The organism is Marivita sp. S0852, assembly GCF_046591575.1.
GTDB lineage: Bacteria > Pseudomonadota > Alphaproteobacteria > Rhodobacterales > Rhodobacteraceae > Marivita.
Genome location: NZ_JBIQWA010000007.1, coordinates 39,486 through 63,941, shown reverse-complemented (window position 1 = coordinate 63,941; position 24,456 = coordinate 39,486). Strand labels below are relative to the sequence as shown.

Sequence of the window (24,456 nt, the reverse complement as noted above, 5' to 3'; positions counted from 1 at the left end):
ATCACTCTGCGCTTGTCTGAAGACGGGTCGCCGGTAGATCCGTGATTGTTTGAATTGATGTCGGCGGGGTCGGGCGAAAGAGCGCCTGGACGTCATGGCGGATCAAGTCACGCAAGAAGCGATGCGCGTCCGTGTTGGGCTTGCGCTCCACCCACCGTCGAACACGGCAAAGCGAGGCACCCAGGACATTCATCGCCGTTGCCGCGATTGCGTAAAGCCGGTTGTAATTTTTACTGTAATAATACCACCGGCTTTCGTACCAATACTGCGGGGTACGGGCCCATGTGCCCATACCAGTCGATACAGAGCCGATGTGGCAGACTTTGCTTTCGCGTACGAAATGAACCTCGTACCCCGCGCGATACGCGCGGAGGCACAGGTCTGTTTCTTCGAAGTATAAAAAGTAGGTTTCGTCAAAAAGCCCGATCCTGGACAGGACGTCTGTGCGCACCAACATGGACGCACCAACAATCCATCCAACCGGGCCGGATGCACTCGGAAGATGCAGCGGGACAACATAGTTTTTTAGAAGTTTCGTGACGGGGCCAAACCGGATGGATGCCTCGAACTCGGACGCGATGCCCGGAAAGCGGAAGGCGCTGCAATCGTCCTGCCCGTTTTCGCCGTAAATCCAACTGCCTGCGATTGCGGCTTTTGGATGCGCGTGCAAATAATCGACCAGTGCTGTGATCGCGCCTTGTTCAACCTGTGCATCGGGGTTGAGGATATAAACGAATTCAGCTTGGGGGCAGAGGGTGCGACCGGCGCGGATTCCAAAGTTGTTGCCTGCGCCAAACCCCCCGTTTCGTCCGGATTGTAGCACCTGCACAGTGAGATGATCGGGCCAGTCTGTCGTGGCAACCTGCGTTTGCATCTGGTCAAACGACTCGTCGGGAGACGCGTTGTCGACAAGCAGGATCGCCCCGCCAAGATCCTTCATCGCGGCCGCAGCAGACCGCGCGGCCTGAACCGCAAGGTCAGGCGTCTTGTAATTCAGAACTACGACGACGACGTCTGTCATGGGTCTACTCCGCGGCCTTGGTCGCCTGAAAGTCAATGATTTTGCCCTTACCCGTGCGCGCCGCTTCGGTGGTTAAAATCACATTGCGCAGTTGGCTGGCCAGAACCCGGACATTGGGTTCAAGCACCATGCTATCGTGGTCTCCGGGAACTTCGAAAACTTCTATCTGTGGGGCGTGCTGACCCCAATCATTGTCTTCAAACAGATAGGCACGTTCATGATTCACCCATCGCCCACCAGAGACCCGCCACTTACCAATCAGCGGAGGGCGGAACAAGACGATCCGACCATCCCAGGGGCGCAGCGCATAGGTTGACACAGCTTGCAGAAACGCCTGTTCGATTTCGGCATTGTGAAAACTGTGGGCGGTTTGGGTTGTTTCCTCGGTTTGGCGTTTTTGCAGTTCCCAGGCAATCCGCTTCCGCAGCCAGATAAACGGATAGGCGAGGCCTTTCTTGCGGGTTTCTTCCAACTGTATAAGAAGGCGGTCCCTTCTTTTCAAAGGCCGGCGTAGCGGCAAAGGTGTGTCAAGCAGGACAATCAATGCGACCTCGTCGCCCATCTCGTGCAATTGCTGCGCGATGTCATAGGCTGTGATGCCGCCCCCGGAAAACCCGCCGATGAAATACGGGCCATCGGGCTGAACCTGTTTCATCTCGGCGATATAGTCGCGCGCGGCGTCCTTGATCGTCATGTGCGGGGCTTCATCGCCATACAGCCCTTTGGCCTGAAGTCCGTAAAATGGACGGTCCCGGCCAATAAGTTGCGCAAGATGCCGCAAATTCAGGACATTTCCGAACATTCCGGCGACAAGGAAAAACGGCGTTTGCCGACCACCTTCACCGTCATGCATGGCAACCAGATGTTTGAAACGACGGCTTTGTTTGCGTTGCGGTTTGCCTGCGTCCGCTGGTGTATCATGAATACCGGCCTGTTCCTGAATTCGTGCCGCGCAGGCGCGGATGGTCGGTGCTTCAAACAGAATCGAGATCGGAAAATCCACGTTATAGGTTTTGCGGATTCTTGCGAACAACCGCACCGCAATCAGCGAATGACCCCCAAGATCAAAAAAGCTGTCTTCGACGCCCACGTTCTGAACGCCAAGCAATTCTTGCCAAATGTCCGCCAGTGTGCGTTCAACCTCGGTTTCAGGCTCGGCATAATCTGCGTCCAACTGCGGACGATCAAATGTTTGAATATCCGGCGGTGCGTTGCTTGTGCTTTTCACCTGTTCAATCAACGCGTCCATATCAAGCGATGACACAAAGATCTGAGACTTGTCCTGCCCCAATGCCCGCCAAAACGCGACCGCACCGTCCTCTGGGCGGATACCCTGAGACATGTTGTGCTGAAGCCGCTCTTCAGATGCCGTTAACGGTTGGGTTGCGCGGCTGAAATCGGCGGGTTCGAATTCCGACCCGGTCACCTTGAACGGCGCAATCAGCGCTGACGGATCATCAAGACGTTTGATCGAGAATCCTTCGATTTCCATACAAACCGTGCCGTCCGGCATAGCCAGCGTGATGTCGAATGATGCGGTGGCATCGTCATTTCGATTCGCATCCGACGACCTGACCCAACTGACAATGCGTTCTGGCAAGCGATGGAACACGCGTACAGAGGCATAGGAAACCGGAACCCAAAGTCTTTCAGAGCGATACCCGTCGATCAGCCCCATCGCCCAGCCGGTCGCAATGTCGAGCAGCGCGGGATGGAAATGCCAATCCGCGGCATCCTGTGTTTCAGAGTTCACAGACAGATCCGCGATACCTTCGCCCTGCCCATAGGCACAGGTGTCCAGAACCTTCCAGCTTGATCCAAACGCCAACTGGGTTTCCTGGGCGGCAGTCAATTTGCCGCCGTTCGGCGCAGATTGCGGCGGGCCGCAGCGGTTTCGGATGGAGGTAAGGTCAAGCTTTCCCGGCTGTGCTTCGGGAATGAGCGAAAGATTTGCAGTGACCACCGGAGCAAACCCGTTCCGTCCGGAATGCGTGCAATCCGCCAGAACATCGAGGTGGTATCCATCATCCCGACGTTTGAGCCTGGCCCGGATATCGCGATGATTTTCGTCCGCCACATGTAAAGGCCGCAAAAAGGTCATGTTGCGAATAGCGAATGCTTCGCTTTCGCCCTGACAACGCAACGCCTGCGCCGCGAGCGTCAGATAACCCGCACCGGGGAACAATGCATGGCCGCCCTTGGTGCGATGTTGGTCGATAAACCAGTCTTGCGCGGAATATCGTGCCTCAAACAGTCGGTGTCCGGATGGGTCAAAGCCGGTTTTGTGCAAGAGCGGCAGGTCAATATCCGACAACGGCTCTGGGTCGGCGTCCCCCATACGGTCTGCAAGCGCATCCGCTGCCATGCCAACATCGGACCAGATGCCCCAATTGATCGCCACCACCGGCGTTGTCCCACCGTTGCGGGATCTTGCGAAAGCGTTCAAAAACTCGTTCGCCGCCACATAGTCGATCTGTCCAGCGGGTGCGGTTTGTGTTGATGTCGACGAAAAAAGCGCGATGAAATCTGTTTGCCCGTCCGGGAATACGTCATCCAGCACTTTGGTTCCGTGAATTTTGGCCGAGAAGACCTGTTCGACCGATGCGGTTGTTTTCGACACAATCAGCGCATCATCCATCAGACCAGCAGCGTGGATCACCCCGTTTATTTGCCCCAATGTCGTTTGGGTCTGGGCGACCATGTCTTTCATGTCGGTCAGATTGCACACGTCCAGCGCATAGGTGTGTACCGTCGCGCCGAACGATTCAAGCTCTTGTACCGCATGAATGCGTTTCACCATCGGGTCCTGCGGCGCGTGCCTTTGCACATACTTGTCCCACATATCCCGATCTGGAAGCGCGCGGCGGCTGGTCAGGATCAGGGTGCATTTCTGTGCGGCAAGAGAGCGCGCAATCGTCAGGCCAATCCCGCCGAACCCGCCTGTGATCAGATAGATCCCTTCAGGTTTGATGCGCATCTTGGCCTTTGGGTCAAGCCGTTGCTTTCTCAGGGTTTGTTCAAACCGCCTGCCCCCCCGAAGAGCCGCGATCGTCGTGTGTGGTTCTGCAACAAGTTCTTCAAGGATCTGGTCCACCAAAGCGGTCTTGGCCGTCGCGTAAGCGGCTGCGGCGGTTCTACGGCCCAAAAGCGGGGTCGAAGGTTTTTCCGGCAGAACAATATCCAGGGACGCCACCGACAAACCCGGGATTTCATGCGGTATCACACGGACCGGACCGGCGAGAACGGCCTTGTCGGGGTGTGCGACGGCTTCATCTTTGACCGCAGCGGCCCCATTGGTGAACACAGCGATATGCGTTGGCTTGGGCAGTGTTTCATCGGCAATTGCCTGGGCGATGAACATCAGCGAATAAAAGCCATGTTCCTGAATCCGGTGAAAGAAACTGGACCCGGGACGATGGCTTTGATCTTTGGTGACACCCCAGAAATGTGCAATCCGGCTTGGCACAAGTCCACGCGCCAGCATGTCCCGGAACAGAAGATCATACCCTTCTCGTCCGCGTTCAGGTGCAAGAACATAGGTGGTGTCATCAAGCCGCGCATAACTGTCACCGGGCCAAACCTCGACAACGGCGTGCCCGACCGCCCTTAGTCGCGCAACGGCGGCTGACGCCAGCCCCGCATCGTCCATGAACACAAGCCAGCTTTGAACGTCTGCTGCCTTGAGATCCGTTGACACGTCGATTGCGGTATCGGCATATTTCGGACGCCACGCGGGAACCCAGCCCCAGTTTTCCACAGCCTCTATCCGGGTGAGAAAGTTGGTCGCGCTTTGCGTTTGCGGATGGCCAGGTTCTATAAAATAGCGGGATCTTTGGAACGCATAGCTTGGCAGAGGGACACGGTGGCGCTGTACCTCGCCCCAATACTGATCCCAATCAAAATCACCTCCCAAAGCCCAAACGCGGCCCAAGGTTTCAAGCAGATAGCGGTCGTCCGAAATCTCTTCATCCGGGTGGCGCAGGCTGGACAACACCTGCTGACCATCAATGCCGTCACAATGTCGCGCGAGACCGGACAGCGCTTTGCCGGGTCCAACTTCAAGGTAAATCCGGTTTGCGGTTTCACTTAGAGTGTCGAGACAATGCGCAAAGTGGACGGTGCCGCGCAGATGCGACACCCAATACTCCGGGTCTGTTGCCTGCTCATCGGACATCAGATCGCCGGTTGTGTTTGACGTTATGGGGATCTGTGGCGGGTGCAGATCAATCGAGGCAAGATACGCCCGAAACTGAGGGAGTATCGGATCAAGCATCCGCGAATGGGCAGCAATATCAATTGGAATGCGCTGAAAGTCGATGTCCCGCGCGCTCAGTTCGTCTTCCAACGCCTTTAGATCGGCGCTTGGGCCGGACGCAACGCTTAAACCGGGGCTGTTGATGGCCCCAAGATCAAGGTCAGTTCCCAAAAGCGGGCGCAGATCATCGGCCGACAATGCAACAGAGATCATTCCGCCGGGTTCAACGCTGTCAAACAATGTGCCGCGAAGATGGACCAAACCGATGCAATCCTCGAAAGACATCACACCAGCAACGCAAGCCGCCGTATTTTCACCCATGGAATGCCCGGCCACCGCAGCGGGTTGAATACCCCAGCTTATCCATAGCTGCGCCAATGCGTATTCCACGATCATGATCAGCGGCAATTGCAGCGATGGTGTTCTTAGGGCTTCTGCGGCCTGCAATTCGGCACCGTTGTCTGGCAACCAAAGGCTGCGGATGTTGCGATCTTCAAGCGTTTCCAGACAAGCAAGCCCGCGATCCATCCATTCGGCAAATACGGGTTCGGTTTCGTAAAGATCACGCCCCATATTGATATATTGCGCGCCGCCGCCCGGAAACAAAAAGACGGTATCGGGCCGTTGCAAGGACGTGTGCGTATGGACCCGTTGCGCCGGCGTCTGTTCAAGCAACCTCGCTGCTTCGGCATGGTCAGCGGCAACCACCACGCGTCGTTTGTCAAACGCGCGACGCCCTTGCTTTAGGGTCCAGGCGACATCTGCCAGCGGTTGATCGGTATTGGCACGAAGATGGGCAGCCAGCTTGGCCGCATTTTCCTCCAAAGCGGCCTTGCTCCGTCCCGAGACGGTGAGAATCTGAAACGGCCAATCGCTTTGCTCCGAGGGGCCGCGCTCGGGCGCTTGTTCCAGAACGACATGCGCATTGGTGCCGCCAACCCCCAAAGAGTTCACGCCAGCGCGTCTGGGATGGTCTGACTTTGGCCATTTGGTCAGTCGGTCATTCACATGAAACGGAGAATGGTCAAAATCAATGGCCGGGTTTGGTTTTTCAAACCCAAGACTGGGCGGTATCTGCTCATTGTAAACGGCCATTGACGCTTTGATCAGGCTTGCCACACCAGCAGCCGTATCCAAATGGCCGATATTGGTTTTCACCGATCCAACCCGGCACTGTCCAGCGCTGTCGCTTGTCGCTGCGAATGCCTGGGTCAAAGCCGCGATTTCGATTGGGTCACCAAGATACGTCCCGGTTCCGTGGCATTCGACATAGTCGATACTGTCGGAGGTCACCCCCGCCATTGCATGCGCTTCGGCGATGGCATCTGCCTGCCCTTCGACCGATGGAGCAAGATACCCTGCTTTGGCCGCGCCGTCGTTGTTGACCGCGCTTCCCTTGATCACAGCCCAGATGTGATCACCATCGGACTGGGCGTCCGACGCTCTGCGCAGCACCACCACCCCGGCACCAGAGCCAAACACCGTCCCTTTTGCACGGTGATCAAAGGCGTGGCATTGACCGTCCGGCGATAGAATTTCGTTTTCCTTGTAAAGATATCCCTGCCCCTGCGGCAGTTCGATCGTCACACCTCCGGCAAGGGCCATGTCGCATTCGCCATTCAGCAAGGACTGGCACGCATAATGGGTGGCCACAAGAGAGGTCGAGCACGCGGTTTGCACGTTCACGGACGGGCCATCAAGGTCGAAGATGTGGCTGACACGCGTCGTCAGAAAGTCTTTGTCATTGCCGGTATGGCGCAACAGGAACATCCCCGTGTTTTCGACCAAATCCGGATTGGAACACAGGTTCACGTAAAAATAGCTGCCCATGCCACAGCCGCCGAACACGCCGATCCGCCCGTCGTGACGTTCTGGCATATGACCTGCGTTTTCCAACGCCTCCCAGGCGCATTCCAGGAATTTGCGATGTTGCGGGTCCATAATCGCCGCATCTTTGGGCGACAGGCCGAAAAACTCTGCATCGAATTGATCGTACCCCTCAAGCCGAGCCGCGTATGGCACATAATCTTTGTGCCGCAAGAGACCCGGAGAGACGCCCGCTTCGAGCAGCTCTTCCTCGCTTAACTTTCGGATAGAGGAGACGCCGTCGCGAAGATTGCGCCAGTACGCAGCCAGAGTCGACGACCCCGGCAAATGCGCAGACATGCCGACAATCGCAATGTCCCCATCCGCGATCACAGACGATGCGGTTGTTTCCTGAGCCATACTCGAACCTTAATATGTTATCGCAGCTGATACCTCAAAAATATGATAAAACTTTGGCGGCTCAGGCAGTCTTTAAGCGTTGGATATATGACCGTACTTTTTCGCTGCTACAACAACGCCAGCTCTGCCACCGCATCAGCATTTATCCACACCGCCGCGGCGATCACCAGCACACCGACGCCGGCATAGATAGCATCGTGTTTGGAATCCCAGGCCCCTGCGTGGCGAGCCAACCAAACCACAAACGGATAGGCCGCCACCCCGGCCAGGCCCTGCCCGATCAAAGCGCCGATTAACCCAGCATACATCAGACCGATGTACAAAAAAGATAGCGTGAAACCGGCTCGCGCTGCAGACAGCACAAAGAAGCGGCGGGAATCGCCCGCCGCCAATGCCGCCTGCTCGTATGTCAAAACGATCAATTGCGGGATTTGCATCGCGGCGATCAGAACAACCACGGCCCCGGCCATTTCATATCGCGGGTCATACATGACGTTGATCAACAAAACCCCCGCTGCAGACACGGTGCCGGTCATGGCAATCATGGCCCCGGTCAACAAAAACCGCATTTTCTGGAGCTTTCGAAAATTCTCTTCGCTCGCGGCAGGCGGTCGTTCCCGATATAGCGGGATCAGAACCTTACGCGTCAGAACACCCCCCATCAAAAGCGGGAAACTCGCCAGAAAGAAGCCGATATTGTAGATACCAAATTGGTCCAGCGGTAAAAATTTACTTAAAAAAAGCTTGTCTCCCTGCATGTAGAGAAACCCGCAAATTGTACTCAAAAATATCCATTTACCGAACCCGATAAGCTCCTGTGCTGCGGCAAGCTCCCACCGGAACCGATTGCGGGTGCCCGGCAGGAAGACGCTGTAAAGGACCAGTTGGATAAACGCCCAGGCGATACCACTGATCACCAACGCCCAAACCGATTCCATATACCACGCCAACCCCACGGCAATTGCGATCATGGCTGCCTGGCTCACCAGTTCCAGCACTGTCAGCCGACCAAGAAGCAAATGACGGTTCGCTGTGTCCATTCGCGTCGGATTGAATCCGGAAATAAGCAGGTTCAGCCCGGCGAAGGGCATAATCCAAGCAAGCAGTGGTTCTTCGTAGAAATACGCGAGCGGATATGCGATGGCACAGGCAAACAGCCATAACAGCGTTCCGCGGATGACCTGAATGGTCCAGGCTGTATCCAGAAAATGCTGATCGTCACCCCGTTTGGATTGCATGATCGACGGGCTGACGCCAACGTCCGAGAACATCGCTAACCCCTGAAGGATGACGGCAACCAATGCCATCAGACCGAAGGCTTCGGGAAACAGCAACCGCGTCAGGATCAGGTTCGATCCAAGCCGTAACACCTGCGCCGCGACATAGCCTGCCATGGTGAACATCGAACTTCGCATGAAGCGCGCGTTCAAAGATCCGCCTTGGAACCGGGACATCAACGCCTGAATCACCGCCCTCTGCTCCAGGTGGATGTTTTGGCAGGAATGAATTTCACGGCCAGCGCAACACCCGCATACACCGCAAATCCAATCGGGTCTTTCAACGCCAATCTGGCTTTATCAATCAAAGGGAAGTCAGGTTTGTCATCATTCAGCATCAATTCAGGATAAAGCCTTCTGATTTCATCCACACCCGCGTTTTGACGTCGCCGCACCCGAACAAGATTGCTCCAGCCTTCGACGAGAGGCCACAGATAAGACGCATCCACACCGACGCGCTCCTCTGGTCCAAAGCTTAGCCGCACAAATGTATCGTCGGAGATGATTGCTGGGAAGACGCCCCACCGCACCCGCCCTGCCGCATTGACAGCGAAAAGCCCGGCACCCGGCACACCGGACGTCATGAATGGAACTTGTGCATAAATCCGACCATAGGCACGGGTCGTCCAAGTGTTTGCCGCGCTGAGTGTCAGTGACCCACTCACATACCGTGCGTCCGGCACATCAAGTGCAGTTACCAGTTCGATCAGGAGTTTCTCCGATACGACCACATCGGCGTCGAGATATACGCGAAAGGTGCCGGATGCGATCAGATCACCGGCATTCAACGCCCCAAGCTTTCCACCTTCAGCTCGCTCCAGAACCTTGAACGCCCAACCTCTGTCACAAAAAGACTGACTATATTCCAGCGCCCTCGTTGCGGTTTGATCTGTACTTCCATTCGAAATCACAATAATTTCAATGGGATAAGAATTATCCCACTCAGACCTCAGAAGCGCCTCAAGGCAGGAACCTATCAATGCCTCTTCATTCGAGGCAGGGATCAGGACGGTCGTAGTTGGGAACACGCCTTGATCCTTTTCACCGGTTTTAAATGACATGGATGGGGCTGTCTTTGGATTACACATCCCTGTCTTAGGTCATACGTGGCGGTAACACAAAAGGGCAAAGATGTCTGGATATGATTTTGCTCGGTTGCCCGCCCCTGATTGACACAACCAAAAATGGGCACCGGATCGCACTGTCAAACTTATGACTTCCAATGATCATGCAGAACTCAATAACTGTTGGTTAGGAACGGTCGTTTTCATACAGGTCGGATACCTGTCGGATGGCTCTGTTTGCTTCGACATCGACAATAACGCCATGGTCAATGTCGATCATATAAAGCGTCCTTTCGAAAATCTGAATCACTGGAATTTCTATATTGCAGTTTTTATGATTCATGCTGTTTGTGAGGATGGATTTTGTCAGTACTTTTGCCGGAGGCGCTGTCGGAGATTGGATGAAGAAGGGTCAAGCGAGCGCGCGAAGGTTAAAGCTGCTGCGTTGGTCGGACGCAGTGTGTCATAAAAGCTGCTCCAGCTTATGCAAAGCAACCCGGCCTGACGTGCCAGGTTCAGATTGTGATCATGGTTTTTCATTTCGTTATCCTCGGCAACAGACCAGCGTTGTCGAGCGCACCTCCCAAAAAACCATTCTCCACCGTCAGCTGGCCAACCTTCGGACGCACGATTTCACGTCGATCTTTGGGGCTTTCGGCACCTTCGCCATGTCACCGAAACCATCGGATACGTCTTCGAGCGATTGGTCTTTCAAATGCTTGGTCTTGACCTGCTCTTCTGAAATGTCCTGGAATTTTGGTTAGCTCTGTTCAGGGTTTGGTCCTCTCTTGACCGTTGGTGATACTCCCACGAGCCCGTCGAGGCTCGAAAGCGGCCAGACAGTCCCGGCTAAAGTCATCAATCACGTTCAACACCCTGAACCGACGCCCGTCTTCCAGCGCATCCGACATGCAGGCGAGGGACCACCTCTGGTTCGGTCCCTGTGGGATTGCCATGGGCGTTCTGGTGCCAACCGCGCGCTTGCGACCGCCACGTTTGCGAACGGTTAACCCTTCTTCGCGGTAGAGCCGATACAGTTTCTTCCAGTTCACCCGTTGCCCGGCAGGCGATTTGCAAAGCAAATCTGGCGAGATGGGCCAGCCTTCCCGCTTCAGCAGCATGTGCAGGCGGCGATAACCGAACCGACGCCTCTCGGACGCCAGCTCCTTCATCCTGGCGCGTAACGCGGTGTCTGCCGGACGCTTCGACGTCCGTCGATAGACACGCGGATCGATCCCGGCCAACGCACAGGCGCGGCGTTGATTGTAACCCTTGGTCTTCATGGCCCAGTTCACAGCATTCCTCCTTGAACCAGGCCTCAGAAGTAATGGGATAGTCCGCCCCGCATCCAGACTCCACACTCAGTGCATTGATCAAAGGAGGACTTACGGATGCGCACAAAACCAAACCCTGACGCGGCAGCCTATGGTATCGACATTGGCAAGAAGGTCTTTCACGTCGTCGCAATGGATGCTGCTGGACAACCAATACAGCGCGCGAAGTTTGCGCGGGAGACGTTGCTTCGTTTCTTTGAAGCTGCCAACCCAGTGCTCGTTGGCATGGAGGCCTGTGCTGGATCGCAATGGTTGGCGCGCAAGCTGATCGCTCTGGTTCATGATGCTCGGATTATCCCGGCCAAATTTGTGAAGGCCTATGTGAAGTCCAACAAGTCCGACACCATCGACGCCGAAGCCATTGCAGAGGCAGTAACACGACCGACGATGCGCTTTGTACAAGTGCGCTCAGATGCCCAAGTCGACCTGCAGGCATTGCATCGTATCCGGGATCGCCTTGTGCGCAATCGGACGGGTCTCATGAACCAAGCACGCGCGTTTTGCATCGAGTGCGGTTTGGCGATGCGCACCGGTGCCGGTGGCTTTCATTCAGACATCCGCCGTCATCTTGCGAATGAAGAGAATGATCTGTCCGGCGCAATGCGCACTTTGCTCACGAGTTTGTTGGACGATCTCGATCACCTGGAGCGGCGTATCGCGGAGTTGTCCAAAGAGATTGAAGCCATCGCACATAGCGACGAGACGATCAAACGCCTACTCACAATCCCCGGCATCGGACCACTCGGCGCGACCGCACTTGTTGCAGCGGCTGGAGATGGCAAGCAGTTCAGGAAGGCGCGAGACATGGCGGCATGGCTTGGCCTCGTTCCAGCTGAACACTCATCGGGCGGCAATCAAAACCTGCTTGGCATCAGCAAACGTGGGAACGGATATGTCAGACGACTTCTCATCCGTGGCGCAAGGTCCTGTTTCTTGCACCTCCACCGCGAGACACACGCGCTAGGTCGATGGCTCAGCGCACTCGAAGATCGGACGCATCGCAATAAAGCCATTGTCGCTTTGGCGAACAAACTCACCCGGATCGCATGGGCCATTCTGACGAAGCCCGGCGAGAACTACCTGCGGACGGAGGGGGCGGCAGCATGATCTGACACCTCAACCGCAGACCGATTGCAGGGGATGTGATGACCAAACGGCTGATCGACCACGGGTAAGCTACGCGCAAAAAAGAGGGACATGATCCCGGAGCTAGTAATTTGGAACCTGAGGTGCGGATCTCATCAAGGCCTAGCTGGCAAAATCAGCCACTGATCAGAGGCCGGATACATTTACGCAAGCCAAAGACGTCATCAAACAACTTGCAACCGCGGGGCGGACCATACATTATTCCGAGCATCTCCTTGAGCGTCGCAACATCCATCATCTGCTCAGCCAGCATCTTCTTCAGTTTAGCGTTCTCAGATTCCAGCGTCTTCAAACGCCGCGCATCCGACACTTCCATGCCGCTACACTTGGATCGCCATTTGTAAAAAGTCGCGTCGCTGATCCCATGCTTGCGGCACAGCTCCTTTGCGCCAAGCCCAGCCTGGTGCTCTTTCAGAATGCCAATGATCTGTTCTTCACTAAAACGGTTTCTCTTCATCGTCTGTCTCCTCAGTTGGAGAACAGGCTAACCAAAATTCCAGGACATTTCAGGGGAGCAGGTCAGTCTGGTTGGCATGCGGATCAAACTGCGGCCAGTTCGCTCGTCGTTCTGTCGCCCTTCACCACCGCCAATGCGACCTTCACCTTAAAGACTGGTCTGTAGCTCTGGCTGGGTCGTCTTGTCATATTCGCTCCAACGTCGCGGCCACGCTGCCAGATTGACAGCGGAAAATCCACTTAACTCAATTGTTAAGATTTGTCGAACGACCTCTGCCGAAGCATTAACAGACAGTGCCGATAAAACCTGTATTGCGCTTTCAATGAAATGAGGTTTGACATTTTCATTTATGGTACAGATGGTTTTTTGCGAAATACTCGTGACCCCAAACCCTTGAGGCTTGGTAGCGCCTGCGCGTTCGGGAAATTCCCGTTCACGTCTGAGCGTCGAATGCCCCTTTCTCTCACGCACGAAGTTGGCACTGTTAATTTCGGAACCACCAAGACAAAAATGTGCAGGCCAACGCGCGACAGCACTCCGCACATCAAATGGACATCATTCTAGTGACAGGTCTAGCCCCGGATGTATTGCCCACGCATGCCCATCTTCCCGCTCCAAACCTCCACGCAACGCCTGATGGACCTGAAAACGCTAGACTAACATTAAGTTTCCATCATCTATTAATGTCATATGATAACATTATTATATAGCTCTTTCGCGCAAAAGCGCGCTCGTCGGAAACCTCGAGGGCGAGAAAAAAGTCATAAATATTGAATATAAATTACAAAACGATAATTGACCAATTATGTATTTAAAATTGATCCCGAATCCTGTCCCGTGCTTCCCCTGCATGACCAATAATCTCTTTGGCAATCTCTACTGATATATCAAGATCCGATTGAGGAATATCAATTCGATCAGCGCTCTCCAATACAACAGACGATTCATTTATTGCCGTAACTTCACTCGGCGTTCTCAACGATGTCATCTGTTCAAGCGACTCTTCAACAGCGATTGGGTTTTCGGCCGTAACAGTAGAAATACTCTTAGTTAAGTTACCTGACCCCTCAAATGACGAAGTAGGATTAACATCGGAATCGAGGAACATTTGAGCGAAATTGCTGGCAGCTGCTGTAAAACCATCGGTCACTAATCTAGCGTATATTTGTCGCTTTACCTCACTTGATACATCCTCACCAGCCAGCGGGAACTCTTCAACAACAATATGCAGGAATACCGACACCTCAGCATACGAAGTAATATGTTCAAAAAACTGATTAATTAGTATTACTTTTTTGTCTAAATTAAGCCCCTCCCATCCTTCTAGAAACGCCAATGCATCAAAATACCGCCCGGAAGTTAGATAAGATTTAAAAGTGACGGCAAAGCTTTTGTCATAATGTACGGTGCCCAATAACTCATTTGATACCGCATTTAACTGATCAGAAGAAATATTATTTAATACCTGTTGATCTTCACCATAGGATATGTCGCCAAATAAATTTGGTAATGATAGCTCAGCTTGTCTTTGTCGCTCAAGAGAAGCAAATGTTGGTTTCTTATTAACCTCACCAACCTTAACGAGCTTAGGGTATAGATATAATTGCCATCCGATGGGAAACTTAAAAAAATTCTCAATTAAAGTCAACATCTCGATATCTGTGACAAAATCTTGTTTAACAGATCCATGCACAGCCGTGACAAAGGAGCTTATTGGCGAACACGACTGACTACCACCTTTCTCAAGAAAAGACTGTCGATCTAAAATATTGTAAATCAGCCTCTTCACTTCTTGGTGGTAAGAAGATTTCTGTTCTTGTATTTCTAAATATAACAAGATCTCCTCAAAGCGCCCTTTTAACATGTACTGCCTAACAAATAACTCCTCGTAACTATCTTCAAGAATGCTATCATATCCGTCATGATATTCGACTCTTTGCCCTAAAGATGGATTTTTAATCATATCTTGCCATAAAGCAGTTTCAAATTTACATTTATTTATTCTATTAATATTAGAATTATCCTTAAAGTATGGTAAATTACCAATAAAGCTGACCGACTGATAATCAGCTATAAGCCCCTTTGAAATTGAAGCATTTCTATTGTTTAAGGGTACCTTCATTAACCACATAGAAATACTAGCGGCAATTTGCCGAATAGACTCGGAGCTTACGAATGAATTATCTTTAAAATTGTATGCTAATCCAACATTAGTCTTGCGTCCTTGATTAGAGCTTAAAAATGAACTACTTTCAACTCTATTACTTATATCCAAGACAATTGCATCCTGGTTAAGCATATACGCGAAGAGCTCACACTTACAATTGAGTTCTAAAACTAAATTTCCATTGCGTAGAAATAAATTGCTTACGCGTTTTGCCGATTGCTCCGCAAACATACTTCGAATATCAATATCCACCAACTTATTATTTACTTCGATAACAAAAATCTTCGACTCAAGCTGTTTGACCGACACACCCTCAACGACCTCATTGGTCGCTACAGTGATCCGCGTAAAGTTATTAAACTCCTCACTACGCGCAACTCCACTCATTGCGGCAACTTTACTACATGTAAAAACAATAAATGTGATTTTAACAAATATTTTAACTATCGACTTTTGCATTCTTCAGCACTTCCTCAACCTTAGAAAATGACGGGCGCAAACTATGAGGAATATTTTGCCTTGCGACCTCCACACACATCTTTGGCGGATGTTTATGAAAATAAGATAATAAAACCTCTTTGATAGCCAAATAAAAACTCATGTCTTCATCAACGACTGCTTTTACCTTCGCTGCAAAAGGAGCCACAAGACAGTACGCTAAAAATACACCTAAAAAAGTTCCAACTAGCGCCCCTCCGATAAGCTTACCCAAAACTTCGGGAGGTTGATCAATTGATCCCATAGTTTTTATCACACCTAGAACTGCTGCGACAATACCAAGCGCAGGCAGGCCGTCTGCAATTGATTGCAAACCATGAACTGATGCCAGGCGATGGTGTTTTATTTCTTCAATTTTACGGTCAAGGAGCTCTTCTACTTGATTTGGATCGCTATAATTCATTGACCCTGAGCGAAGAGTGTCGCATATTGAGTCGATTGCTGCTTGATCTCCTAGTAGTTTTGGAAATTTTTGAAAAATATTTGAATCGAGCGGGCTTTCTATATGCCGCTCAAGAATAATTGGATTAGATTTTGCAGACATAAGCAATAAATATAGCACCTGAAGCAAACGCTCGTAATCCTCTTTTTTCCATTGACCTCCCTTAAAGACCTTGAGAACGTCTTTTCCCGTTTGTCTGAAAGAGTTTGTTGAATTTGCCACCGCAAAGGATCCTAAAGCTGCACCACCGATCATCATTATCTCAAAAGGTAAGGATTTTAGGATTATTCCAAGCTTCCCACCTGCTAATAAGTAGCCGCCAAAAACCATAAAAAATGTAAATGCAATCCCAATTACGGCAATCATGCCTTGAACCTCCTTACAGCCTAAAATTATAATACAATAAATTCAGCATGGAGAGCACCTGCCGCCTTTACAGTTTTCAAAATATCAATTAAATCAATTGGCGAAACGCCAAGAGCGTTGAGCCCAGTAATAATATCGCTTAGTGTTGTAATAGTTGATATTTCTACTAATGACACCGCCGGTGCCTGTTCAATGTCAACAACAGACCTCGGCACAACAACTGTTTCACCCTCGGAGAAAGGATTAGGCTGAATCACTAAGGGATCCTCCTCCACTGTCAATACTAAGTTACCTTTAGCTATAGCGACCCTAGAAATACGAACATTTTCGCTAATAACGATTGTTCCAGATCGTTGATCGACCACTACTTTAGCCAAATTATCTGGACGGATTAACAAATTTTCTATTTGCGATACGAATTGCGAGGGCGATATCGATGAAATACTGTCAAGCTCTACTTGAATAGTACGCGAATCTAGCATTTGAGCAAAGCTCTTATCGTACAGAGAGTTTATAGCTTTCTCAACCTTCGACGCTGTGGAAAAGTCTGCTGATTTTAAGCTAATAATAATTGACTTAAGCTCATTAAAGTTGAAATCGATTTCACGCTCTACATATGCACCGGACGGAATGCTACCGGAGGTAGGTACGCCTTGCACCTGTTTAGCCGCTTCTCCGTCTGCAACGAAACCTCCCGCGATTATCGCACCCTGTGCCACAGCATATATATCTCCATCAGCAGCCTTGAGTGGTGTCATAATTAATGTACCACCTAATAAACTTGAAGCATCTCCGATGGTTGATACAGCTATATCAATCTGACTGCCTGCTCGAGCAAAGGCTGGTAATGTCGCCGTTACAACAACTGCGGCAACATTTTTCGCGCGAAATTGCTCGCCAGTCACATTTACACCAAGTCGCTCAAGAATGTTTGACATCATATCTTCCGTAAAAGGCGAATTTCGCAAGCCATCACCTGTTCCATCCAAGCCTACGACCAAACCATACCCTACAAGATCGTTCCCGCGAACTCCTTCAAAGTTAGCCAGATCTTTTAGTCTGACCTCCTGTGCCTGAGCGTGGAATGACAAAAGAAGAAGAAAGACAAATGGAAATAATACTCTCATCTCAAATAATCCGAAAAAGACGCTTGTGATTGTCGAGCCACTATTTGATATAATATTTGTAAATTCTTCTGCGCTGCCTCAAACTTTGTTACTTCCTCAAATTGATTAATACCGATCATATTTTGAATCATCAGCTCAGTTTGAGAAACTTCTTGAGAAATTCTGTCCTTACTTTCAATTATATTTTCTTCAATTATGCCCAAGTTTGCCTGCTCAGTAATTAATGGACTACCACTCTCTATCAACCCTACATATGCATCTTCTAGAACCAACTTCCTCTGGGCACTTGATAAACTTGAACTTGGATCGGTAGCTATAGCAACCTTACAAATATTCTTCAATAATTGTCTTACTACTACGTCATCTGCTCGAAACCCATATTCCGCTTCGACATCTACGCCAATAGGAATATTTATGTAGCTACTAGATGATCCTTTATAGGCGATACTGTCAAAACCACCACCCACTGACTCAAACCAAGTATCGATTTCTGAGATAACACTAGACGCGGTATTATACCCAGCAGTCTTAATTTTTACTTGAGACAATATAGTTGACGACTCAATTAATGGCTTATTATTATTTTCAGTTCCAGAAAAAACGTGTTTGCCAGCAATAGCTTTATTGAGGGCTTGCACCACATTTTTCATATCAGCTTCAGCACGTTCGGACAATGGGACCAATTCATTTTGTAAATTTTGCTGGCTAATTGGCGGCAAGCTATTTGCAAGGTCTTCGCTTACATTTCTTATATATTCAAGGCTACTTTGTTGCCCATTAGCATATATAAGAGCCTCAGAAAGATTCGCCTGTAATTGTTTCAATAATGTTGCTTTTCTCTCTAGAAGAGACAGTCCAAGCGTGGATCCCCCTAGATGTTCGGTTTTATCCGCAACAATACCGGTCGTTACTGACTGCGCCGCCTGATTCACAGTGCGCTCAAGAAAATTCTGTGAGTTCCTCGATTTAAGCATAACGCTAAGATCTCCGATTGGGCGCATTTGTCTCTCCTTAAATTTGCAAAAGGTCCGTTAACATTTCATCGACTACCTGAATAATACGCGCATTTGCAGCAAAAGATTTTTCAAGTATGATAAGTTTTTGCAGCTCCTCATCACTATTCACACCATTTTTTGCATGGGCTTGATTGTACATATCGAATTGTTGTCGTGCTAAATCAGTGGCTTCAGTTGTTTCGTTTCGATTTGACGCTATAAATTCAGAAAAATTTTCCACATGCCCAATTAGTGTTTTAGCAGTGAGCCCTAATATTGCTGACGACGGGAGGCGTTGGCTTAGTATTTGCCCTCTAATATCTTCTAATAGGCTAGAATTTCCTACCGCTCCAATAGTTGTTGCATACAATCCATCTCGCCATTTAAAAAGCTCATTAGATTCCGGCAATAGATTTTCATTTAGAGACAATCGACTGGCCAAACCTACTTCATTAGATGCATTGAATACTGCTCCTGCATCAGTAAATACGCCTAAATCCCCAGGAGTTATTGTGTTATCTCCACCACCATGCCCGAAACGTTCAATCATTTCCCGTGCTATCGCATCAAGCCGTGCTTGAGAGCGTGGAGCTATAGTATCACGAACTTCGAATAATGCCGAAAGTTTTCCGCCGGAAAACATATTTTCTAAGGATATGGAGTTTGTGACATTAATTTCAGTTAAATCTGACAACAAACCATTTTCGATTGTCATTTCCGGTTGGATGATCTGTGATTTTGTGAAATTAAATTGTGTTGCTTTTACATCAAGGAGTGTTCGCCCTTGATTTGAAAAAATAGCGATGGCACCACTATCTCGTTCAATTACTCGAAGAGGAATAAATTCAGATAGGTCATTTAATATTTTTTCGCGACTATCGATTAAACTCAGCATGTCTTGGCCGCGATGCCGTGCAGACATTATATCGATATTCAAGCGTTCAAGCTGGGACAATTGTGTATTTATTGTATCAACGGCTGATGCAATTTGATGATCGGCTGTCGTTCGGACTGCCTGAACACCTTTGCTTGCTGATTTGATACCATTGGCAAGAGTGTCAGCTGCTTGACCTACAGCGCGAAGTCTTATGTCTGATGAAGGGTCACTTGACGCAGACAGTAGAGCTGTTTCAAATTTTGTTAACTTTTTAGACATTGAAGTTATAGTGTCGACACTCCCCCAAAGGTTTTCAAATTCAACACTGAATTTAGAAAGAGTCTGTTTTTCAGCAAAACTGGCTGAGGCAAGACGTTTTTGGTGGTTTAACACTGGATCAGAAAATCGTTCAATTTGAGTAACGCGTACTCCGCCATAGGATTGGTTTACGTTCGTTGTTAAATTTACAGTTCGGCGGCCATAATTTTCATTCAGTGCGTTTGCAACGTTTGCAGAAAGAGTGGATGTACCAATCGTATTCGCCGTTAAGCCACTGATTGCATTTGATAAAGCCCCAGATAGACTCATATTAAAGTTCCTTTTACAATCGGTTAGCGCTTAATATTGGTGGCTTCCTGGAGCATTTCATCAACAGTCTGAATAACTTTTGCATTGGAAGAATAGGCTCGCTGCGTACGGATAAGTTCGGTTAATTCATTGGCGACGTCTGTAGCTGATTCTTCAAGGGCGAAAGAGAGAATATCGCCAGTTGATCCATTACCTGCATCCCACAGAAAAAAGCTGCCGCTTTCTGGTGTTGGCATGTAAAGCTGGCTTCCAACGGCGGCCATTCCATTTGGGTTCGGCATGTCAACAAGTGGTACCTGATATAGGGTCCGAATGGTGCCTGTGTCATAAAATGCATTTACCCGGCCAGTTTCGTCCACTTCGACGGAAGTAACCTTCCCAACAGGCGCGCCATCCCGACTTATATTGAAGGGCGCAAATATGTCGGATAGTTGAGATAATCCTTCGTTAAGACCGGGGCGCCCAATGTTGATATCAATTGGTCCGCTAGGCGCGGTCACCGTTAAAATGCCGGTCGCCGGATCATATGGCCCTCCGCCAATGTCGGTAACTCCTAAAAGGGTCCCGCCAAGGGTGGGTGCATCGTTAAACTCAAGATCATACTCTCCGATAATCGTAGCGGGATCTGCACTATCGACAATCTGCAGGGCCCACTGATTGGATGTCCCAGCGCCGGGAACAACCGGAGTGAACGTGAACTCTAGTGTTTCGGCGCGTCCAAGATTGTCGAAATACTCAATGGTCTGGATCAACGGATCGCCGGGCGCGCCAAACTCTGTTTCGGTCGCAGGCAGGTTGATGCCCAATTCAATCCGTGTTGTCGGTTCGCCACTGAGTTGGTTTACATTTACGCGCACCGGTTCCAAAGCTTCGTTGGTGGCACGGGGGAAATTCGGGATGCTGCCGTCCAGATTTGCTGGCCAGCCAAGGAGCATCTGCCCTGATGGGGTTCGAAGATATCCGTTCGCATCGGTACGGAAAGAGCCAGTTGTTGCGAGGAACATCTGCGGATTCTCTTCTCCCGCAAGAACTTCAGTCGCTTGGGCGACTGGTAAAAAGCCCCGTCCACTGACAGCGAGGTCAGTGGCATTGGACGTGGATGCAATCGCACTGTTCTGGTCAATATAGCGTTGCGTCGTGGCGCGAACGCCCCCAGCGGTGTAGCTGCCGTTGCCAGATGTCACAACCATGGAATGGAAGTTTGCTTCTACCCGTTTATAGCCAGGCGTCTGTGAATTGGCGATATTATCGGAGATGGTCGCAAGCCTTGTTGCATTGGACGCAAGCCCAACGATGCCTGCGCTGAAAGAAGAAGAAATCGACATGTATCGCCTTTCTAGAGTGTTGGCACATTTGCAAGCACATCTATAAGGCAGCCTATTTAAGGATGACCTAACAGATAAAATTCGAGTGATTTAAGGACTTCGCCTAGTACCGGAGGAAGATGATCTCGAGGCGATTGTTCCGCGGTGACATCAGGTTATCGACGACGGGTTCGCGATCTCCGTAAGCCGTTACGCGGCGCAAACGGTCTGGCGGAAACCCGAATCCTGTCAAAATGTCAGAGAATTGAAACGCACGCGCAGATGACCAGTCCCAGGTCGGATCTTCACGCTGGACCAACGGAATGGTCGCAACATGTGCCTCAATGGCGATTTCGTTATTAAGCATCTTACTTGCTTCCTGAACTGCGAAGCCAATCTCGTAGAGAATATCGGTTGGCGTCGCGCCGTCCGTAAAAAGCGGGCTTTCTGGTCTGTCGTGAAATTCAAGCACAAGACCTTCATCTGTGACCCGGGTCACAACATGCCGGAGCCATCGGTCTTCCAGCATGCTTTCGCCACCGAGACCAAGAAAGACATCCGTCATCTCTTTGAAAGTTTTATCCTGCGCCGTGTCTTCTTCGGATGCGTCACCGCCGCCGGATGCATCCCCCTGTGTTTGGTGCAGCGAGCTTGCACCCACGCCCATACGTGGCAGAACATCATTAGCGAACACGCTTTCGCCCATCATCATTCCGTCAGACCCGCTCGACAAACGGCTGATCGGTGCGGTTGGGCTGAAATAGTCAGCGATGCCTTTACGTTGTTTTTCCGTTGTCGCATTCAACAGCCACATCAACATAAAGAACGCCATCATTGCGGTGACGAAGTCGGCATACGCCACCTTCCAGGCACCACCATGATGCCCGTCCTCAACGACCACTTTCTTACGTTTGATGATGACCGGCGCGACATTACTGTCGAACGCCATACCCATACCTTTCCTTACACCCCAAGGAACGGGATAGCAGAAGGACGTAAACCTTGGCTTAACACTTAAAAGTCGACATGTTTTGAATGGCTCACGCGTATCCCTTTAAACCGACCGTTTTTACAAGCTGTTCAGCGGAACCGATGGGGGTCGAACAGCTTTAGATTCAGGTTTGACGATTGGTCCATAATCAACCCCGCGACCAGTCTTCCTGTTCTCGGGCCTGCGGTCAGACCTACGTGCTGGTGTCCGAACGCCGTATAAACACCTGTGTTTCTGACCTGACCAATCAAAGGAAGGCTGTCGGGTGTCGCCGGACGATGACCCATCCAGGTTTCCTCACCTTGAAACTCTAGGTTTGGGAAAGCATCCCGGACCTGACGTCGTAAAAGCGCAAAAGGTGCATCAGACGGGCCTGCCTCCAGTCCGCCGAATTCGACAATTCCGGCGCACCGCAGCCCAGCGCGCATGGGCGTCGCAACGAATTTTCCCGCCGATATCATAGAGGGCGCACGCGGACCGCCAGTGGCGTCTTTTAGCACAATATGATATCCGCGCTCTGTTTCGAGAGGTACGGACACCCCCAATTTTGACATCAGGTTTTTGGACCATGCCCCTGAAGCAAGGACGATATTATCACAATCCAATGGACCAGCTTTTGTAACCACGCGCGGGCGAAGATTGTCATGTGTTTCAATATCCTGCACGGATGCTTTTAGAACACGGCCACCCATTTCTTGGAATGCCGCTGCAAGTGCTGCAATATATCCACCCGGATCAACAATGAAGCCGTGATGTTTGACCACTGCCAAACACGCGATTTTCGGGCCGAAACCTGGATCATACTCTTGAACCATTGGTCCCTCGATAAGGGTGGGAACAAATCCGTGTTCCGCACGGAGATCCCATTCATAGCGGTCTTTTAAGTATTCTGCCCTAGAGCCGTAGGCGAAAACGTAGTCGCTGCAGGTAATAAACTCCCGCGCGGTCAACCCGTCGGTCAAGGCCATATGTTGATCGACCGTATCCGCGGTGATGTCAGTCAAACTTGCTGCAATTCGCTGCGTGTCGGCGTCATTGGCGTGTTTGAGGTAGCGAAACAGCCACGGGGCCAGTTTCGGCAAATAAGACCAACGCAGAAACAGTGGCGAGTTGGAATCCAGGATCATTCTGGGCGCTTTCGCCAAAAGGCCTGGTGTGGTGACGGGAACCATCGCGCAGGCCGCAAGTAAACCGGCATTGCCGAACGAGGCCCCTAACCCGGGATCTTGCCGATCCAAAAGCGTGACGTCGGACCCCAACCGCTGTAGCCAGATGGCGGTTGAAACCCCAACAATTCCAGCGCCGATGACGATTACATGTTTACGGTCGGTCGGCATTAACACCTCATTCAACTGCCACTTGTGGCATTAATCCTTGATGACATAGTTTCAAAAAGCAGAACAAGGATCTCCTGAGCCATTGGCGGGTTTCTCTTGAAATTCTCGGACTTTGAAACATCTCAATTTCTATGATGGAGATGGTTGATGCGCGGTAAACTGATGTCAGCTCTCGTTGCGATCGCAACATCCCAGATCGGTGCAGTCCAGGCGGACATTTTTCATCGCGAAACACTCCAGAATTTCCGAGCCGTCAGCATCGCGTATGATGCTCAGGTTTGTGGAATCTGGATCGCGAATGAAAGTTCGGAAATCGTTCTGCTTTCGACCTTTGGCAAAGAGCTGCGCCGGCTCGACACGAAAATGAGTTCGGTACGGAGTTTGACCGTCGAACGGGATGGTCTTTTGATCGCCAACGGCTGGGGGGAATTCCGCAGGCTGGATCGTGACGGACGGGCCATTGATCAACCTTTTAGGTTGAGCGACACGTTATTTGATACAGAAGGCCTGCACAAAGACGCTGATGGCAGCTTTCTTGTCGTGGAAGATGATCCATCGCGCCTTATGCGCATCGCACCGGACGGATCTGTACTGATGGAACTGTTCGGCGACACATTTGATCCGCCGATGACAGAACCTCAAGGCGTCACGCGCGACCCCTATTCCGGCAATATCCTTGTCGTCGACGACAATGAAGGCTTGAACAGTCTGTTTGAGCTTGCTCCTGATGGGCGCGTCCTGTCGGTTCATCCACTGTCGGCTTATGGTGTGGATGCGGAAGGCGTCGCCTTACAGCCTGAAACCGGTACGCTTTATGTTGGGTTTGACAGCGGACAGGCTTTGGCAATCTTTGACTGGATGCCGACCGAGAGAACGATTGACACGCCACTCGAACGTGGCCCTGATTGCGCCTATTCCTGAACGCGCAATTCTTCGCAGTGGCTTGGCGAAAACGCCACGCGCCTCTGAAGTCGTTCAATTTGC

At 50.7% G+C, this 24,456-nt stretch carries 14 protein-coding genes and 2 pseudogenes; 2 read left to right on the top strand and 14 right to left on the bottom strand.

Annotated features, from left to right (window positions below):
- Position 1: 1 nt before the first annotated feature.
- The 5 genes and pseudogenes from ACG74X_RS15445 to ACG74X_RS15425 form a co-directional block, all read right to left on the bottom strand.
- Positions 2-1,021 (bottom strand): glycosyltransferase family 2 protein, encoded by a 1,020-nt coding sequence (locus tag ACG74X_RS15445; RefSeq protein ID WP_411235996.1) that lies wholly within the window; start codon positions 1,019-1,021, stop codon positions 2-4.
- A gap of 4 nt (positions 1,022-1,025) precedes the next feature.
- Positions 1,026-7,502, bottom strand: a complete 6,477-nt coding sequence (locus ACG74X_RS15440; RefSeq protein WP_411235995.1) for an SDR family NAD(P)-dependent oxidoreductase — start codon at positions 7,500-7,502, stop codon at positions 1,026-1,028.
- Between the two features lie 107 nt (positions 7,503-7,609).
- Entirely contained in the window at positions 7,610-8,956 is a 1,347-nt protein-coding gene (locus ACG74X_RS15435; RefSeq protein ID WP_411235994.1) for an oligosaccharide flippase family protein, read from the bottom strand.
- Positions 8,957-8,967: 11 nt separating this feature from the next.
- Positions 8,968-9,840, bottom strand: coding sequence for a glycosyltransferase (locus tag ACG74X_RS15430; RefSeq protein ID WP_411235993.1), 873 nt, complete (start codon positions 9,838-9,840; stop codon positions 8,968-8,970).
- 833 nt (positions 9,841-10,673) lie between these two features.
- Positions 10,674-11,168 (bottom strand): annotated as a pseudogene (locus tag ACG74X_RS15425) (IS3 family transposase); the annotation flags it as partial.
- 66 nt (positions 11,169-11,234) lie between these two features.
- Here ACG74X_RS15425 and ACG74X_RS15420 point away from each other — a divergent pair.
- Positions 11,235-12,284 carry an IS110 family transposase gene (locus ACG74X_RS15420; protein ID WP_411235992.1) on the top strand — a complete coding sequence of 350 codons (1,050 nt, stop codon included), beginning with the start codon at positions 11,235-11,237 and terminating at the stop codon, positions 12,282-12,284.
- Positions 12,285-12,525: 241 nt separating this feature from the next.
- Here the strand turns inward: ACG74X_RS15420 and ACG74X_RS15415 are convergent.
- The 9 genes and pseudogenes from ACG74X_RS15415 to ACG74X_RS15375 all read right to left on the bottom strand — a co-directional run.
- Positions 12,526-12,780, bottom strand: a pseudogene (locus ACG74X_RS15415) (transposase); the annotation flags it as partial.
- Between the two features lie 811 nt (positions 12,781-13,591).
- Entirely contained in the window at positions 13,592-15,406 is a 1,815-nt protein-coding gene (locus tag ACG74X_RS15410; RefSeq protein ID WP_411235991.1) for a hypothetical protein, read from the bottom strand.
- Positions 15,387-16,253: a flagellar motor stator protein MotA gene (gene motA / locus ACG74X_RS15405; protein WP_411235990.1), complete on the bottom strand. Its 867-nt coding sequence runs from the start codon at positions 16,251-16,253 to the stop codon at positions 15,387-15,389. The genes ACG74X_RS15410 and motA overlap by 20 nt, the downstream gene beginning before the upstream one ends.
- A 26-nt stretch (positions 16,254-16,279) precedes the next feature.
- Complete coding sequence (locus tag ACG74X_RS15400) at positions 16,280-17,380, bottom strand: flagellar basal body P-ring protein FlgI (RefSeq protein ID WP_411235989.1); 1,101 nt, start codon at positions 17,378-17,380, stop codon at positions 16,280-16,282.
- Complete coding sequence (locus ACG74X_RS15395) at positions 17,377-18,381, bottom strand: hypothetical protein (RefSeq protein WP_411235987.1); 1,005 nt, start codon at positions 18,379-18,381, stop codon at positions 17,377-17,379. The genes ACG74X_RS15400 and ACG74X_RS15395 overlap by 4 nt, the downstream gene beginning before the upstream one ends.
- 10 nt (positions 18,382-18,391) lie before the next feature.
- A complete protein-coding gene (gene flgK / locus ACG74X_RS15390; protein ID WP_411235986.1) occupies positions 18,392-19,840 on the bottom strand; it encodes a flagellar hook-associated protein FlgK in 1,449 nt (482 codons plus the stop codon).
- A 23-nt stretch (positions 19,841-19,863) separates the two neighbouring features.
- The gene (locus ACG74X_RS15385; protein ID WP_411235985.1) at positions 19,864-21,165 is read right to left on the bottom strand and encodes a flagellar hook protein FlgE; all 1,302 of its coding nucleotides are present in this window, start codon (positions 21,163-21,165) and stop codon (positions 19,864-19,866) included.
- Positions 21,166-21,268: 103 nt separating this feature from the next.
- A complete protein-coding gene (locus ACG74X_RS15380) occupies positions 21,269-22,093 on the bottom strand; it encodes a flagellar motor protein MotB (RefSeq protein ID WP_411235984.1) in 825 nt (274 codons plus the stop codon).
- Between the two features lie 131 nt (positions 22,094-22,224).
- Positions 22,225-23,472, bottom strand: a complete 1,248-nt coding sequence (locus tag ACG74X_RS15375) for an NAD(P)/FAD-dependent oxidoreductase (RefSeq protein ID WP_411236090.1) — start codon at positions 23,470-23,472, stop codon at positions 22,225-22,227.
- A gap of 147 nt (positions 23,473-23,619) precedes the next feature.
- On the opposite strand from ACG74X_RS15375, the gene ACG74X_RS15370 reads away from it, so the two are divergent.
- Positions 23,620-24,393, top strand: a complete 774-nt coding sequence (locus tag ACG74X_RS15370) for a hypothetical protein (RefSeq protein WP_411235983.1) — start codon at positions 23,620-23,622, stop codon at positions 24,391-24,393.
- Positions 24,394-24,456: the final 63 nt, after the last annotated feature.